Consider the following 14,472-nt stretch of genomic DNA (forward strand, 5'->3'; position numbering starts at 1 on the left):
CAAGCCCACCATGCGTCATCCTTGTCCCATACATCAAGCCATAACTTCCCTCTATGCAAACTGACTGTAATAAAGGTCTGCATATGCGCCCTCTGCCCTCAGCAGTTCACGGTGGTTCCCCTGCTCAACAATGGTGCCATCCTGCATTAAAAGAATCAGGTCCGCATCCACAATGGTGGACAGCCGGTGCGCAATCACGAAGCTGGTCCTGTTCTTCATCAGCTCCTTCATGGCTCTGCCGATTTCCATTTCTGTCCTGGTATCCACGCTGGAGGTGGCTTCATCCAGAATCAGTACGGCCGGATTCAGCAGAAACACCCTGGCAATGGTCAGAAGCTGCCTCTGGCCAACAGAAATATGTTCCGAATCATTGGTCAGAACCGTATCATAGCCTGCCGGCATGGTGCGTACAAAGAAATCCACCCTGGCCGCCTTTGCAGCCGCAATGATTTCCTCCCGGGCAGCATCCGGCTTGCTATAGGCAATGTTCTCTGCAATGGTGCCTTCAAAAAGCCAGGTATCCTGCAAAACCATGCCGAAGCAGCTGCGAAGGTTAGCCCTGGATAAGGTCCGGATATCCTTGCCGTCCAACAGGATATTTCCTCCGTTCACCTCATAAAACCGCATCAGCAGGTTAATGAGGGTGGTCTTGCCGGCTCCGGTGCTTCCCACAATGGCGATTTTCTGGCCCGGCCTGACAGACAGGCTGACATCCTTCATCAGTATGCGGTCCGGGGAATAACCAAATCGCACATTCCGGAATTCCACTTTGCCCTGTACACGTTCCACCAGGGCTGGAAGGGCTGGCTCCTGTGATATCTCAGGTTCATCCAGCATATCGTAAATCCGTTCCACGGAGGCCAGGGCAGACTGCATGGAGTTTACCATATAGGCCACCTCTGTCAGGGGCTCGGATGCCTGATTCACATACTGGAAAAATGCCTGGAACACGCCGACGGTAAGAGAGCCGTTTATGAGCATTCTGCCAGCCAGTATCACTATCAGGACCTGGCCGAACCGGTTAATCATACGGACAGCAGGATTGATGGCGTTTATCATGAAATCCACCTTTCTGGAAGCCCCTGCCAGCTCCTGTGTGGCCTCATGCATTCGCCGTGAGCTGTCCTGTTCCTGGTTAAATGCCTTGATAATGACCCGCCCGCTGTAGGATTCCTCCACCAGGGCCGTTACCTTGCTGACGCATTTCTGACGCTCCATGGCATACTTTAATGTCTTAGCCGAGGCTGCCCGGGTGGAGAGCATGGCAAGCCCTGTAAACAGCAGGAAAATCATGGTCAGCCAGGCGCTGAACCGGAACATGATAATGAGGGAGCCAACGACCATTCCTGCTGCTGTAAAGAGCTTCAGAAGCCCTGTCTGCAGTGCTTCCGCCATCTTATCCAGGTCATTGGTGGTACGGCTTAAAATTGCGCCTGTCTGGTTCCTGTCAAAGTAGGACAGCGGCAGGCGGTTTAACTTGGTGCTGATTTCCGTCCTCAGACGCAGGCTGAGGTTCTCAGCAAAACTGGCCATGAGAAAGGATTGCAGCGTATAAAAAAATGCGGTTGCCAGGTAAATCAGAAGCAGGATGAATATATCCCTCCCACCGTGGTGCCAGGTTACCCGGAAGGCTTCCCCGCCCGCCATGGCCTCCTTGATGCTGTTCCACAGCAAATCCACGATGTGCGCGCTGTAAAAAGGGGCTGCAACCGAGAGCAGTGTGTAGAACACCACGGAAACCAGAACTACTATCAGCCGTTTATGCTGGTCATTCACAGACACCCACAGACGCCGCAGGGTCCTTCTCATATGATTGGGGGATGCAAAATCCATTTCATCCTCGTATATCTGTGTATTGTTATCACTCATTTAAGAATTTCCTCCTTCCATCTGTGACCTGGCAATCTCCTGGTATACGGGACAGGTCTTCATCAGGGAGGCATGGTTTCCCATTCCCGCAATTCTGCCGTCCTCCAGGACAATAATCTGCTCTGCATTCAGGATGGTGCTGACACGCTGTGCTATAATCAGAACAGCCGCGTCCTCCGTCCTTTTCGCAAGGGCTCTGCGAAGAGCCGCATCCGTCTTAAAATCCAGGGCAGAGAAGCTGTCGTCAAAAATATAGAGGTCGGCCTTTTTCATCAGGGCCCTGGCTATGGAAAGGCGCTGTTTCTGACCGCCGGAAAAGTTGGAGCCGCCCTGGGAGACCATGGATTGCAGGCCCTCCGGCAGGCCGTATACAAAGTCAGACTGGGCAGCAGACAGAACCTCCCTCATGTCCTCCTCACCGGCATCCGGATTTCCATGGCGGAGATTGTCAGCAATGGTACCTGAAAACAGCCATGCCTTCTGGGGGACATAGGCAATATGGTCCCTCAGTTCTTTCTGGCTGACACTGCGGATATCCCTGCCGTTTAAGAGCAGGGAGCCGGATGTCACGTCGTGGAAGCGCAGAGCCAGCTTTGCTATGGTGGATTTTCCGCTTCCCGTACTGCCGATGATGGCAGTGGTACAGCCCCTGACACAGGAAAAGGTAATGTGGTCCAGGGTATTCTCATCTGCATCCGCAAAGCGGAATGAGACATCCCTGAACTGAATGACATCCCTGGTTTTTTCCGGCAGGGCAGGAGCAGCATCCTTTGTTTCGGGAATCTCCGGCTTGCGGGAGAGGACGTCATTCATCCTGCGTACGCAGATAAAGGCCCTGGGAAGCATGATAAATACCATCTGGGCCATGATGATGTAAAACAGAATCATAATGGCATACTGGGTCAGGGCAGTGATATCGCCTATTTCCATGAACCCTGCTCCAATGCGGTTTCCGCCCATCCAGAGTATGGCCACAATGGAAAGATTGATGACAAACAATGCAATGCTTTCCAGGTTGACGAACAGGCGGTTGGCCTGGATGGAAGACATGGCATAATCCTCAAAGGATTTGCGCATTCTCTTTTCTTCATATCCTTCTTTGTTAAAGGCGCGTATGACGCGCACACCCGTCACATTTTCCCGAAGCACCACGTTCATCCGGTCCAAAAGCTTCTGGAGCCTGCCAAAAATAACGGATGCCTTCCTGGTTATGAGCACAGCCAGAAGAATGATTAGCAGGGTTACGCCAATCAGCAGAAGCCCCATGACGCGGTCAATAGAATATGCCATGACAATGCCCATAATGCAGACCACGGGAACCGGCAACACCATCTGAATGCACCAGACAATGGACTGCTGGATGATATTTACATCGCTTAAGGTTCTGGTAATCATGGAACCTGTTCCGAAGGCCTCAAAATCATAGGAAGAAATGGTCAGGGACTTGTCATACAGGGCATCCCGCATATCGCGCCCGATTTTGGCTGAGAGGTCGGAACAGAGCCAGCTGCCCGCCAATGCCCCGAAGCTGGTAACCAGGGTGACAGCCAGCATGGCCAGGCCCCTGCGTAAGATAAAGCCCATATCGCCTCCGGCTACCCCGTTATTAATCATATCCGCTGTGATAGTGGGAATCAGCAGACCGCCGGCCACGTCCAGTAGCATGACGAAGAGTGTCACCAGACAAAGCCCTTTGTACGGCTTTAAAAACCGCAGAATTGTTCTCATACAGAAATTATCCTCCTGTTACAGTTCATTTTTACTATTCCTGAAATTCTCCACGTATTTTTTAAACAGGCGCAGAAACTCACGACGTTCCCCCGGCTCCAGGGTCAGGAAGGCGTCATTTTCCATTCTGACCACAGGACTGACTTTTTCCCGGATAAATGCTTTTCCTGTGTCGGTGAGACGGATGTGCTTATTTCTTCCATGACCCTGCTCCAGATAAAGATACCCCTCCTGTTCCAGCTTGCGGATGGAAGAGTTGATGGTCTGCTTGTTGGAAAATGACTCATAGCAGATATCAGCCTGCAGACACCCGTCCCCCAGTTCATTGATGATGTAAAATATGGTAAAGGCGCTGTCCGATATGCCCAGCCTGAGGGAAATGTCGTGGTAAATATCATCTAGTTCCTTGTACAGACGGTTGCATTCCCGGATTTCCTGGTCTGTTTCTTTTGTATTTTCTTCTGTTATTACCTCTGCGGATTTCTCTGCGGATTCCTCTGCGGATTCGTTCATGAAGCCTTTCTTCATAAGGCGCACCTCCCTGTATGTAATTGATTCTTAGTATGATTTCGTACTTGTGGTGTGTATTATAGTCCGATTTCGTACTTGCGTCAAGTTATTATTTTATAAAGTTTCTGTAAAACATTTATTTAGACCCTGTGTCTGATGGAGGTAAACCGTGATGGACCAAAAGACATATATGGCGATGCAGGTCCGGACCGCAAGGCAGAAGCGGTTCCGTCACAATCGGCAAAAATAACCTTCCTGTTTATACAAAAGGAAAATAAGTTGTTGGTCCATAAAGTATGTGATACAATCTTCTTGAATGACAGAAAAGACAGGAAGGTAACGGACATATTATGATAAACAGAGAAGACATGCTGGAGCTTACAAGACGGATGACCCTTTCCCGCACCTCCTTTACCAGGATTGCGGGATGCTATGTAGACAGGGATGGGGATTTTGACGGTAGTTTTAATATTAATTTTCTGAAATTATCAGCAGCAGAACGGACAAAAAAACTGAAGCTGGCAAAGGAAATTCCCTTTGCAGCCACCAATGTAAACCTTAAGAAGTACGAATATCCTCAAAGCGCGCGAAAACCAGGAAGCATGTGGCAGCTGCTCATGGCCATGAACGAATGCGGCCTGAAAAATGATGCCCTGATGGATACCTTTTATGATGTTGTTATGGAGCATTACCGTGCAGAGCGGGAATATGCCATCCTGGTTTTCCATGACCGCTATGATATCCCTGCAAAAGGGTCTGATAATGAACGTCAGTGGGAATCTGAAGAAGTTTTTGAATATATGATTTGCGCCATCTGTCCTTTAAGCGGAGAGTACGAACCAGGAAAGCCGGTATGCGGTTTTTTATTTCCCGCCTTTACGGACAGGAGCGGGGATTTAAACCATATTGATGTGTTTCAGGCGGATATGGACCGCCCCCACAACAAACTGCTAAAGCTCCTGGAAATCGCCTGACCGGAGGACATACTGTAATCTTTGGAACATGACAGCGCCTATGGCAGATGAACTGTATGATACTCCCTGATTATACCTATAATCGCAGAGGAACATCACTTTCCTGTGGGACTTAATTCTTTGCATCTGCCAATGGTGCAGGCCCCGGTCATTTGCCTTATGTCGTCTAAATTCCGGGCGCCCCTGTCCAGTGCTTCCAGAATCTGCGCCTTTGTAACACCTGCGCAGTAACATATGATTTCCTGATTATCCATAGTGATTCTCCTTTATCATTTTCAGTCAATTCAACTATATCACAAACAATCTTATATATCAAATGGCCATCATACTCAAAATGTATCCAGGCCTGTCCTGTTGGTGCAATTGAGAACCTTTGATGAAAGAGGTGCATTTTTTGGAAAATATCATATTCAGACAGGCTGTCCGCGAGGATATGCCTCAAATCATGAAATTGCAGACAGACGTATTTAACGGGGAGCAGAAAATCCCCGCAAAAGATATCAATGGATTTTTAGATAAAAATCCGCAGTGCTGGTGTGCCGTGCTCAATGGCGTGGTCATAGGAACCGCCGCTGCCTGGAGGGAGAATGGTGAAATACATTGGGGAAGGTTTGCCATTCATCCGGATTACAGGGGACATCACATTGGTACGCGGATTGCGCGCTTGTCATTTGATGATTTGTTTGCCCTGGGAATAGAAGAAATCCGCATGGAAGCCAGGGATATCACGGCTAAGATGGTGTGCAGAATGGGAGGGCTGACCGTTGGAAATCCCCAGCAGTTTTACATGGGAACCATAACGCCTGTTGTTTTGAAAAGGAGCAGTTATCATCACTAAACCATGTACAAAGCATACTTACAAATGAAGGGAGATGAAGAATGGAATGAATGGGGGCTGGAAAATGGAAAGGACAAATGGACTGACCCGAATCCTGAAACTTGTTGTGATTATATTGTCACTCCTTTTTTTGACATCCTGCAAAAAAGATGTGACAGAGCAGGCCGGAACAACCATTGAAATTGACGGACAGTCCGGAGTGCTTACATTTAACCAGGAAACACGTTCCGCTGGAACAATATCAATGGAAAACGGGGAATACAAATTCAGGTATGACAAAAACGGGGATATTGTAATAACATACCCCAATGGACATGTTTACAGACAGACCAATATAAACGGCGCGCTTATGGTTTCCGGCGGCTCTGATTCCAACGCGATAAAAGAGCAGGGGTATATCGATGGTTTTTCTCTTGTCTGGGGAATAGAGCGTGCCATGGATGCGAGGAACAGCCATGGCAGAGGTTCGGCGTCCCCCTTTCTTGCATTTGTTTTGATTATTATAGGGGCATGGTATGCTTTTGTACCCAGAAGTGCATGGTGGCTTGCACGCGGTTGGTGGTATAAAAATGCCGAGCCTTCTAATCTGGCAATTGGATTTTACCGAATCGGAGGCTGTTTGCTGATACTAATCGGAATCATATGTGCAATCGCTGCCATTTAGATACAACGGTATAGCGGATAATCGAAATAATTGTAAATCATACTTGACGAGCGCTGATGTATATGTTATAACATATATAGAACAAATAGAAAATAAAATGAGGGCAAGCGGGGGAGCATATAGATGTTTTCCCGTTTTTCTCTTCGATGTTCTCTTATCTGAAGGAAAGAGGGGGCGCATACATGATGAAAAAAGATTATTATGCTGTTTTAGGCGTCAGCCGGACAGCGGATGCCGCATCAATCAAAAAGGCATATAGAAAACTGGCAAAAAAGTATCATCCGGACAGTAATGTGGGTAACGCTCAGGCAGAAGAACGGTTTAAAGAACTCAATGAAGCCTACGATATACTGAGTGACGAAAAAAAACGGAAATTATATGACCAGTACGGACATGCGGCGTTTGACGAGTCAGCCGGAGCTTACAAAAGAACAGAAAATAGCGGATTTGATTATAATTCCTACCGCACCCGCCAAAACATGGATAGTGGTTATCATGAATACCATTTTGAAGGCGGAGAGGACATGGATGATATTCTGAACAATATCTTTGGAGGTTCAGGTTTCTTCCGAGGAACAGCAGACAGATTTCAGAGTAACGGATTCAATGGGGCTCATTCCGGATACGGATTCCCGGTAAAGGGAGAGGATATCCAGAGCAATATGGAAGTCAGCTTTGATGAAGCGGCCTTTGGCTGCAAAAAAATAATCCGTCTGCAGGATGAACATGGACAAATACGGTCAGTGGAAGTAGCTATACCGGCAGGCATTGCAAACGGCAAAGTGATTCGTTTAAAGGGAAAAGGGATGGCCGGGACCAATGGCGGAGAGCCTGGAAATCTGCTTCTGAAAATAACAGTGCACGACAAGCCGGGATTCCATAGGGAGGGCCAAAATGTTTATACCACAGTTACAGTTCCGTTTACAACAGCCGTGCTTGGAGGTGAAGTGAAGATTTCCACAATTTATGGCGACGTTATGTGCAGGATAAAGGCAGGCACACAGTCCGGAAGTCAGATTCGCCTGAAAGGGAAAGGGATTGTTACAACAGGAAATCCGTCCGTCCATGGCGACCAGTATGTGACGGTTGAAGTACAGGTTCCAACGAACCTGACTCCAGAAGCAAAGCAGAAACTGAAAGAATTTGAACAGCTCTGCAAAGGGGCCGGCGGAAGCGGCCATGGCGGATATGCTGCTTAGAAGGGTGAGCATTTAATTATTGTTTGGTGTGACCAAATTGAAATGGGTGGATTCCAGGTATAGAGTCTATATCGAATAGGGTGATTTTCAACTATTCGCGAAACAACACTTTAACGAATAGTTTAATGGGGTGGGATTCCTCACCCCTTCTGTATTTATCAAATTATCAAATCTACGACAAAATCCCATTGATTAAAATTGAATAAAGGATGTGATGTTTTATGTCTGTTGCTACTCCTTCTGAGGTCAAACCTTCTAGTAATGAAGTTTCTGACCTACAGGATTTACTTAATGACTATGAGTGGGAATTAATGCAGTCGGAATCTCTGGATACGTCCATTGATAATGCAAGTATTTACCGTACTGCTGAAAATACGGCTGATATTGTACAGTTGCTTTTGTGCGCTAATTTCATTCTGGTGCTTATCCTTGGCTGTTTGTTGTGTTCTATATTTAGTCGTTTCTTTAGGGGGTAACTATTTTGTTTGATGAATTTGAAATAATTATGATTATTATTTTCTTTTTGACTGTTACTTTTTTGTTATTTCCTGATGCTATGTTAGAGGTTATTTAATATGATGGTTGATGAATTATTAACAATGTATGCTCCTTATATTGGCGCTGGTTTCCTACTTGGATGCTTACCCATGCTGGCAGGTATTGGTATTCAAGTGGTTATCAATATATTCAAAAAAATATAATTTTGGAGGTAAGATTTTATGATGAAGGAAAGATTTGAAAACAAGGTTACTGCTATGCGTTGTGCTGTTGCTGGTGTTGCTGTGAGTGCTCCCCTGGCTCTCTGTACTATCACATCCTTTGCCGCTGAGGGTGATGCGGCTGACCCGTTAATCACGGCTTGCACATCCATTGCAACGTCTGCTACATCCGCTATCAACGGCGTGATTCCGATTGCATTGCCGCTGGTCGGCGCTGGTCTGGTTATCACAATCGGCCTTAAGGTATTTAAGCGGATTGCTGGTAAGGCATAATCAATTATTTTGTGGGACGGTCATTATAGTAATGACTGTCCCACAGTCATTAGAGGGGTGAATTATGAAAACATTAAGACGTGTTGTTAGCTTGTTTCTGGTTATGGTTCTGCTTCTCTCTTTTCCTCTTACAGCCTTTGCCGCTCCTGCCGCTGTCCCGTCCGTGTCTGAATACATATTTGATACGCTGTTATCAGCAAATGGGGTAGATACATCCCTATCCGGTGTACAGTCTTGGCTTGGCTCCTGGACCGGTTATGACGATTATTTAGAGCAAGGAAAGCGTGGGGAACTTGGGTCATATAGTCAATGGTTATATGACAGGCAGTACAATGGGGAAACTGCTGAAATCAAAGCAAAAGCCCGTGAACAGATTGACGCTATGACAGATTGGATGAATATGGATTGGGCCGATGTCGGCGGTAAAGATATCACGCTTGGAACTGGTATTTTAAACGGCTGGGTGGATGGTGTTAAGGGTACTGCCGCTGACTATGCTACCAGCATTAAAGGGTATCTCAGTTCATTTGCTTCTTATGGTTCTGATGCTCTCGATTATATCAAAGAAATTGCTTCCGTTAATGATTCCATTGAGGGATGGACAAAGCCTTCAAACTTTGGTAAATGTTTTCTTACCTATAGCGAACCTGGTTTTTTCTCTTATGAAGTTAACTATAAATGGTTGTTCCTCCCGGCAAATTTTAATGAATTGAATATACCTTATGCGTATCTTGATTTTTATAAAGCGACTGAGGGTAAATATTATGTGAAATTTAAGTATCTTAGTAATGTAGCTCCCACTATTGGTAAAAGCTATGGCCTTAATTTGTATGTTCATTCTCAGACATTGGATACGAAAACGGGGAAAATTAGTATGAATGATTCTTCCGTTTCTACCAATGACGGCAGGTATTTAACAGCCGCCCAAATTAAATCTATCCCTTTCCCGGTCTTTTCTAACGAGGCCGCCGCTAATTCATTTGTGGCAAATAGGACTATGGAAAATTTGTTAAATCAAGAAGCGTTTGGGATGCCTGTTGTTGCTGTTAATCAGCAGGCGCAGACGATGGAACCGAAGGTAGTTCCTACGGTTATTACCCTACCTCAAACGGGCGAACTTGCGGCTCAGTTAATGGATGAATTATCAGACGCTATGGACCGCATTGAGGAACTAGAAGCCGCTCTTAAAAATGCAGGTTTTGCGATTGATTGGGGGGTGGATGTTGTTGTCCCTACGGTTGCGCCCACGGACGTCCCCGTGGAAGGTGAGAATACGGAAACAAAGACCACCCTTGCGGCAATACTCGCAAAGGTAGAAGCGATTCCCGCCACGATTGAGGCCATGCTTAATAATAAATTGGAGCCGGGTGATACGGATGAAGATGTGGAGAACATGAAACTTCCTACCAGCATTGCCGATAAATTCCCGTTTTGTATACCGTTTGATGTAATATATTTGGTTAAAGCTATGAATGCATCGTCTGAGGTCCCGCGGTTTGAGCTCCCGTTTAAGATACACTATCAGAATATCAATTATGAACATACCTTTATTGTGGATATGACGGAATGGGATGCGGCTGTGAAGATACTCCGCACCATGTTAGATTTACTGTTTATTGCCGGGTTGATATCGACAACCCGTGAGCTCATAAGGGGGTAGTTATATGTCTGTTGTTATGAAAGCGTTTAGTTCCATGCTGGCTGTTATTATGGACCTACTTCCGGATTCGCCGTTTCGTGGATTTATTGATAACATTATCTCGATTCCGTACATAGGTTTTCTTAACTATTTTGTTCCTATCAGTGACTTTGTGGCAATCCTTACGGCCTGGGGAACTGCTATCGCTACTTACTATGTTTTTAGCGCAATCCTGCGCACTATCAATGCGATTGATTAAGGGGGTGTATGCATGATTGTCTTATACTCTGGTACACCAGGGAGCGGCAAATCCCTGGATACTGCCAGGACCATTTACAACTGGTGCCGCCGTGGCGCTCCAATCATTTGCAACTTCCCTCTTAATGTTGACAACATACGCATAAAGAGAAAGAAGGATATACACTTTATCCCCAATGGGGAGCTTGACCCGGACGAACTTGTATCGTTCTCCCGCTCCTATTTTGCGGGCCGTCCTTGCAAGGAAGATAGTATCCTTCTGGTAATTGACGAAGCTCAGCTTTTGTTTAATGCACGGGACTGGTCCGTTAAGGGCCGGGAGCGCTGGAACTGGTTTTTTACGATGCATCGGCATTTTGGTTTTTTTATCATTCTATGCGCCCAGTTTGACCGCATGTTAGATAGGCAGGTGCGCGGCTTGATTGAGTATGAGTATATCCATCGTAAGGTAAATAACATGGGCTGGAAGGGTATCTTCCTTGCCTGTCTCCTTCTCTCTCCCACTAACCTTTTTATCAAGGTAAAGATATGGTATCCCATGAAGGAAAAGGTGGGAAGTGAGTTCTTCCAGTGCAGGAAAAAGTACTATTGCATTTACGATACGTTTGCTCTTCTGGACAGGGCAGATAAGCGCGAGGAAGGGGAGCAAGGGGCCCCGCCGACCGCTTGTCTGACTGGTCCAGATGTCACTGCCGCTGATGATGTTTCGGACTTATCTCCTGCTTGTCCAGATGCTTCTGGTTGCGTAGTTGTTGATGTTTCAATTCCATCCATTTAATCTCTTCCTCTTGCTCTCTTATTGTCCTGGCCTGTGCGTGGATGATGATTAATAGTATCAATTGGATGCACATTATCACTGTATATTTGTACGTTAGTATGGCTATTACTGCATGTATAACATTTGCAATTATTGTCTGCAAAACAGACCCCCCCCCCTGCTGATTGTATAGAATTGACAGGGAGGAACTTTTTATAAATTACATGTTTACATTGCCCTTGATGTCACTAATCACGATTCCATTGTTGTTATTCCCGCCTATTACTACCCCATTGCTGTTCTGGATATGGATGCCCTGTTTCTCTTCTGTGCGCTTCATATCCTGGGCAATTAGGTCGTTTACATAGGCATTTAGTGACTTATACCCCTTTGCTTTCCAGTGTGCTTCTATGATGGCTTTCTGTCCTTTGGGAAAATTTATACTAGCTCTGTCATATGATTCTTTGTTAAATTCATTTTTGTATTTTGTTGCATTGAAATCACTCATTTATTGTTCCCTCATGCATCTTGTGTAAGATGTACAGCAAAAAACTTATATCTTGTGCAAGATGCCAATATACATCTTACGCAAGATGTAGTATACTGTAGTTACAAAGTTAATAAAGCTCCATAGCAACGAGAACACAATGTGTAGCAGTGAGAATGGAGCCACTATCTCAAAGTAAGTATATCAAATGATTCAAAGTTTTGAAAGGGGAAAATGATATGGATATGGGCGATTATGTAGATGCTACTTTGGCATGTTATTACTACTGCGATGATACGGTTGATTGTGATTATGATTATGATTGGCTGTCAGATGGTACAGACAAAAAGGAGGGAGAAGCGGAATGACGAAAAAAGAAAAAGAAGTTTTCCGTAAATACAAGGATATGGTTACGGATGATTTATTTGAATCAATGGAAAGCGGTAATGAGCAATCAATCCTTATAGCAAGGACTAAATTTAGTTTGTTACAGAAATTGGATAAGAGTTTAAAAGAAATAGAGCAAGGGGCCTAGCCCCTTCCCCTTTAATGCGGCCCCCTTGATTGGTGGACGGTTCCCAGCCCGTGAAATGCAGAGGAAAGGTTATTATGTTCAAGTGGTTGTTGTCGGTGCATCGGAAACCGTCATTGATGGTATTAGGCAGAAATACTGCCCTCCCAGGTTGATGTAAATGCCCTGGGCGGTACGTTGATAATAGAATAATGGAAGGAAGGTAAGTTTATGAAAGCTAAAGTTTTAGGTGTTCAAAACGTCAATTTTACAAACCATGATACAGGTGAGGTAGTCAAGGGGGTAAAACTCCATTGTACTTATAAAGACCCGGATGTAAATGGTGATTTCTGTGAGGCGTTCTTTGTTTCTGATAGACTTGGTGTTCCAGGTTTATATGATATTAAACCTGGCACTGAAATTGACTTTGAACGTAACCGCCGTGGCAAGGTAAATTCTGTTGCTATCCTTAAGTAGTGTACTCTCCTTATGCTGGCTGTTCTGTCCTGGTTCAGCCAGCCCCTTGCGGGCGCAATCCCGCATTTCCTTGTTCGCTCACAGTTCCAGGCCATGTTGTGGTTTTGATTCGTCATTACGTGGAATACCTACGTTCTGCCATTTCCCTGCTAGGGATGGCTTGTAAAACCCCCGTAGGGTAATACGGGGGTACTAAATACAGTGGAGGTCGGAATGGAAGGAAACTTAATAACTCTGGCTAATGGGTTGGTTGTGTCAGTTGACTGGCTGTCGTTCACGGTCACGTCAACAAATGATTTGGTGGATGTCCTGGACATGCTGGGATATACCGTGGAGGACTTTACGAGGATGCCAAAAGGCGCCCGTGGTTACAGGACTATGTTTCGTCTTAACGGCTACTCTCTCAGCGTTCTTTGTGATGGCAACCCGGATATGGGTATCCATGTGGATGTGAGCGGCTCTGCCATAGGTGAGTTGATACGTAGTTTTTCAGAAACATTGAAAATAAATACTCCTTTTGGCGAGGGGTATGACATAGATTTTGACAGTACTTTTATGGTGGCTCTTCTGGAACGCATACGGGACAATGGTCATGTTACCAGGATTGATATTGCGATTGATGATATCGGCTGTAAATACTTCTCAACGGATGATGTCTGTCGTTTATATCAAAACACTCAGATTGTTTCAAAGTTTCGCAATATGCGCAATGTCGTGGAATCCGAAGTATCCGGTCGTAAAACAGGCCATACGGTATACTTTGGTAGCCGTACAAGTGATATCTTTTTGAGGGTTTATGACAAACAGTTGGAACGCAATCGCAAACTTTCTGCAACTGGCACCCATGTTGATAATCCCTGGGTGCGCTGGGAACTAGAATTAAAGAATGACCGTGCTGTGAGTGTATCTAAAATGCTTACGTCCGGCATTCCCCTTGGCGCTGTTTCTGTTGGTGTTTTAGGGCATTATATGCGGATGATTGAACTTGACGATATCAATCGCTCTCGTTGTTCTACATATCCCGTTTGGGCTGATTTCATGGATGGTGTGTCATCGCTTAAGATAACCGTCCCAAAGTATGAAAAGACTATGGATGAAAAAAAGACCTGGATAAAAAGACAGGTTATGCCCACTCTCGCCGCTGTCATTCTTGCAGATGGAGGGAGCCTTGAATTTGTAGAGGATAATCTTGAAAATGGTCTGAATCGTATGAATAAATCGTTGTATAAAATGGCAATGGGTGAATTGAATAGTTGATAGATAACAACTATCTCGTTAAAGTGGACTTTCACAAATAGTTAATAAGCGGTCGCCGTCCGGGCGGGAAAACGAATGTCCGGCGACCATTAACTATCACATTCTGTTTTCGTGAAAGTCAACAAACTTTAACGAATAGTTGGAGGCAAAAACAACCTTTAATAGACCTTTTTGTGTTTCCAACTGATTATCTTGTATTTTTACCCGGTCATTATCATGTATCCTATATAATTAATAACACCTCTCACATCCAACAGTATCTTTAAAGTGTTGTATTAATACAAATAATTATGGGTTGTAACCATGGCACAT

General features: G+C 45.3%; 18 protein-coding genes and 1 pseudogene. 14 read left to right on the forward strand and 5 right to left on the reverse strand.

The features are described 5' to 3' along the window. Positions 1-51 precede the first annotated feature (51 nt). Genes FGS84_RS07155 through FGS84_RS07165 form a run of 3 tightly spaced genes read right to left on the reverse strand, consistent with a single transcriptional unit; the run spans position 52 to position 4,125 of the window. Complete coding sequence (locus tag FGS84_RS07155; RefSeq protein ID WP_138307067.1) at positions 52-1,869, reverse strand: ABC transporter ATP-binding protein; 1,818 nt, start codon at positions 1,867-1,869, stop codon at positions 52-54. Continuing rightward, positions 1,870-3,597, reverse strand: coding sequence for an ABC transporter ATP-binding protein (locus FGS84_RS07160; protein ID WP_138307069.1), 1,728 nt, complete (start codon positions 3,595-3,597; stop codon positions 1,870-1,872). A gap of 18 nt (positions 3,598-3,615) precedes the next feature. Next, on the reverse strand, positions 3,616-4,125 hold the full coding sequence (locus FGS84_RS07165) for a MarR family transcriptional regulator (RefSeq protein ID WP_243129892.1): 510 nt from the start codon (positions 4,123-4,125) through the stop codon (positions 3,616-3,618). A 332-nt stretch (positions 4,126-4,457) separates the two neighbouring features. Here FGS84_RS07165 and FGS84_RS07170 point away from each other — a divergent pair, with 332 nt between their 5' ends. Next, positions 4,458-5,081: a DUF4317 family protein gene (locus FGS84_RS07170; RefSeq protein ID WP_138307071.1), complete on the forward strand. Its 624-nt coding sequence runs from the start codon at positions 4,458-4,460 to the stop codon at positions 5,079-5,081. Positions 5,082-5,179: 98 nt separating this feature from the next. Here the strand turns inward: FGS84_RS07170 and FGS84_RS07175 are convergent. Next, positions 5,180-5,341, reverse strand: a pseudogene (locus tag FGS84_RS07175) ((2Fe-2S)-binding protein); the annotation flags it as partial. Between the two features lie 134 nt (positions 5,342-5,475). On the opposite strand from FGS84_RS07175, the gene FGS84_RS07180 reads away from it, so the two are divergent. The 9 genes from FGS84_RS07180 to FGS84_RS07215 all read left to right on the forward strand — a co-directional run bounded on the left by FGS84_RS07180 (position 5,476) and on the right by FGS84_RS07215 (position 11,449). Beyond that, entirely contained in the window at positions 5,476-5,919 is a 444-nt protein-coding gene (locus FGS84_RS07180) for a GNAT family N-acetyltransferase (protein WP_171042557.1), read from the forward strand. A 64-nt stretch (positions 5,920-5,983) separates the two neighbouring features. Further along, a complete protein-coding gene (locus FGS84_RS07185) occupies positions 5,984-6,583 on the forward strand; it encodes a DUF6199 family natural product biosynthesis protein (RefSeq protein WP_138307076.1) in 600 nt (199 codons plus the stop codon). 182 nt (positions 6,584-6,765) lie between these two features. Further along, complete coding sequence (locus FGS84_RS07190) at positions 6,766-7,782, forward strand: J domain-containing protein (protein WP_138307078.1); 1,017 nt, start codon at positions 6,766-6,768, stop codon at positions 7,780-7,782. A gap of 221 nt (positions 7,783-8,003) precedes the next feature. Next, positions 8,004-8,258 carry a hypothetical protein gene (locus tag FGS84_RS07195; protein ID WP_243129893.1) on the forward strand — a complete coding sequence of 85 codons (255 nt, stop codon included), beginning with the start codon at positions 8,004-8,006 and terminating at the stop codon, positions 8,256-8,258. 99 nt (positions 8,259-8,357) lie between these two features. Then, on the forward strand, positions 8,358-8,483 hold the full coding sequence (locus tag FGS84_RS31765) for a hypothetical protein (RefSeq protein WP_279232798.1): 126 nt from the start codon (positions 8,358-8,360) through the stop codon (positions 8,481-8,483). A gap of 18 nt (positions 8,484-8,501) precedes the next feature. Then, the gene (locus tag FGS84_RS07200) at positions 8,502-8,774 is read left to right on the forward strand and encodes a hypothetical protein (protein WP_138307080.1); all 273 of its coding nucleotides are present in this window, start codon (positions 8,502-8,504) and stop codon (positions 8,772-8,774) included. A 64-nt stretch (positions 8,775-8,838) separates the two neighbouring features. After that, a complete protein-coding gene (locus FGS84_RS07205; protein ID WP_138307082.1) occupies positions 8,839-10,434 on the forward strand; it encodes a hypothetical protein in 1,596 nt (531 codons plus the stop codon). A 4-nt stretch (positions 10,435-10,438) separates the two neighbouring features. Beyond that, positions 10,439-10,672 (forward strand): hypothetical protein, encoded by a 234-nt coding sequence (locus FGS84_RS07210; RefSeq protein ID WP_002595030.1) that lies wholly within the window; start codon positions 10,439-10,441, stop codon positions 10,670-10,672. 12 nt (positions 10,673-10,684) lie between these two features. Further along, positions 10,685-11,449 (forward strand): zonular occludens toxin domain-containing protein, encoded by a 765-nt coding sequence (locus FGS84_RS07215; protein ID WP_138307084.1) that lies wholly within the window; start codon positions 10,685-10,687, stop codon positions 11,447-11,449. A gap of 199 nt (positions 11,450-11,648) precedes the next feature. On the opposite strand, the gene FGS84_RS07220 is transcribed toward FGS84_RS07215, so the two are convergent. Next, on the reverse strand, positions 11,649-11,936 hold the full coding sequence (locus FGS84_RS07220) for a hypothetical protein (protein WP_138307086.1): 288 nt from the start codon (positions 11,934-11,936) through the stop codon (positions 11,649-11,651). Between the two features lie 218 nt (positions 11,937-12,154). On the opposite strand from FGS84_RS07220, the gene FGS84_RS31770 reads away from it, so the two are divergent. The 4 genes from FGS84_RS31770 (at position 12,155) to FGS84_RS07230 (ending at position 14,160) form a co-directional block, all read left to right on the forward strand. After that, entirely contained in the window at positions 12,155-12,283 is a 129-nt protein-coding gene (locus FGS84_RS31770; RefSeq protein WP_279232799.1) for a hypothetical protein, read from the forward strand. Continuing rightward, positions 12,280-12,450, forward strand: coding sequence for a hypothetical protein (locus FGS84_RS30730; RefSeq protein WP_166460227.1), 171 nt, complete (start codon positions 12,280-12,282; stop codon positions 12,448-12,450). The genes FGS84_RS31770 and FGS84_RS30730 overlap by 4 nt, the downstream gene beginning before the upstream one ends. Positions 12,451-12,657: 207 nt before the next feature. After that, positions 12,658-12,903, forward strand: a complete 246-nt coding sequence (locus tag FGS84_RS07225) for a hypothetical protein (RefSeq protein ID WP_138307088.1) — start codon at positions 12,658-12,660, stop codon at positions 12,901-12,903. Positions 12,904-13,116: 213 nt separating this feature from the next. Then, on the forward strand, positions 13,117-14,160 hold the full coding sequence (locus tag FGS84_RS07230; RefSeq protein WP_138307090.1) for a replication initiation factor domain-containing protein: 1,044 nt from the start codon (positions 13,117-13,119) through the stop codon (positions 14,158-14,160). Positions 14,161-14,472: the final 312 nt, after the last annotated feature.

The sequence above is a fragment of the Clostridium sp. 1001271st1 H5 genome (assembly GCF_005845215.1).
Taxonomy (GTDB): Bacteria; Bacillota; Clostridia; order Lachnospirales; family Lachnospiraceae; genus Enterocloster.

Bases quoted from the DNA above. Each gene is read 5' to 3' on its own strand.
- FGS84_RS07195 (WP_243129893.1), top strand. From the start codon at position 8,004: ATGTCTGTTGCTACTCCTTCTGAGGTCAAACCTTCTAGTAATGAAGTT.
- FGS84_RS07215 (WP_138307084.1), top strand. From the start codon at position 10,685: ATGATTGTCTTATACTCTGGTACACCAGGGAGCGGCAAATCCCTGGAT.
- FGS84_RS07200 (WP_138307080.1), top strand. From the start codon at position 8,502: ATGATGAAGGAAAGATTTGAAAACAAGGTTACTGCTATGCGTTGTGCT.
- FGS84_RS07230 (WP_138307090.1), top strand. From the start codon at position 13,117: ATGGAAGGAAACTTAATAACTCTGGCTAATGGGTTGGTTGTGTCAGTT.
- FGS84_RS07165 (WP_243129892.1), bottom strand. From the start codon at position 4,125: ATGAAGAAAGGCTTCATGAACGAATCCGCAGAGGAATCCGCAGAGAAA.
- FGS84_RS07210 (WP_002595030.1), top strand. From the start codon at position 10,439: ATGTCTGTTGTTATGAAAGCGTTTAGTTCCATGCTGGCTGTTATTATG.
- FGS84_RS07170 (WP_138307071.1), top strand. From the start codon at position 4,458: ATGATAAACAGAGAAGACATGCTGGAGCTTACAAGACGGATGACCCTT.
- FGS84_RS07225 (WP_138307088.1), top strand. From the start codon at position 12,658: ATGAAAGCTAAAGTTTTAGGTGTTCAAAACGTCAATTTTACAAACCAT.
- FGS84_RS07205 (WP_138307082.1), top strand. From the start codon at position 8,839: ATGAAAACATTAAGACGTGTTGTTAGCTTGTTTCTGGTTATGGTTCTG.
- FGS84_RS31765 (WP_279232798.1), top strand. From the start codon at position 8,358: ATGATGGTTGATGAATTATTAACAATGTATGCTCCTTATATTGGCGCT.
- FGS84_RS07185 (WP_138307076.1), top strand. From the start codon at position 5,984: ATGGAAAGGACAAATGGACTGACCCGAATCCTGAAACTTGTTGTGATT.
- FGS84_RS07155 (WP_138307067.1), bottom strand. From the start codon at position 1,869: ATGAGTGATAACAATACACAGATATACGAGGATGAAATGGATTTTGCA.
- FGS84_RS07190 (WP_138307078.1), top strand. From the start codon at position 6,766: ATGATGAAAAAAGATTATTATGCTGTTTTAGGCGTCAGCCGGACAGCG.
- FGS84_RS07160 (WP_138307069.1), bottom strand. From the start codon at position 3,597: ATGAGAACAATTCTGCGGTTTTTAAAGCCGTACAAAGGGCTTTGTCTG.
- FGS84_RS31770 (WP_279232799.1), top strand. From the start codon at position 12,155: ATGGATATGGGCGATTATGTAGATGCTACTTTGGCATGTTATTACTAC.
- FGS84_RS30730 (WP_166460227.1), top strand. From the start codon at position 12,280: ATGACGAAAAAAGAAAAAGAAGTTTTCCGTAAATACAAGGATATGGTT.
- FGS84_RS07220 (WP_138307086.1), bottom strand. From the start codon at position 11,936: ATGAGTGATTTCAATGCAACAAAATACAAAAATGAATTTAACAAAGAA.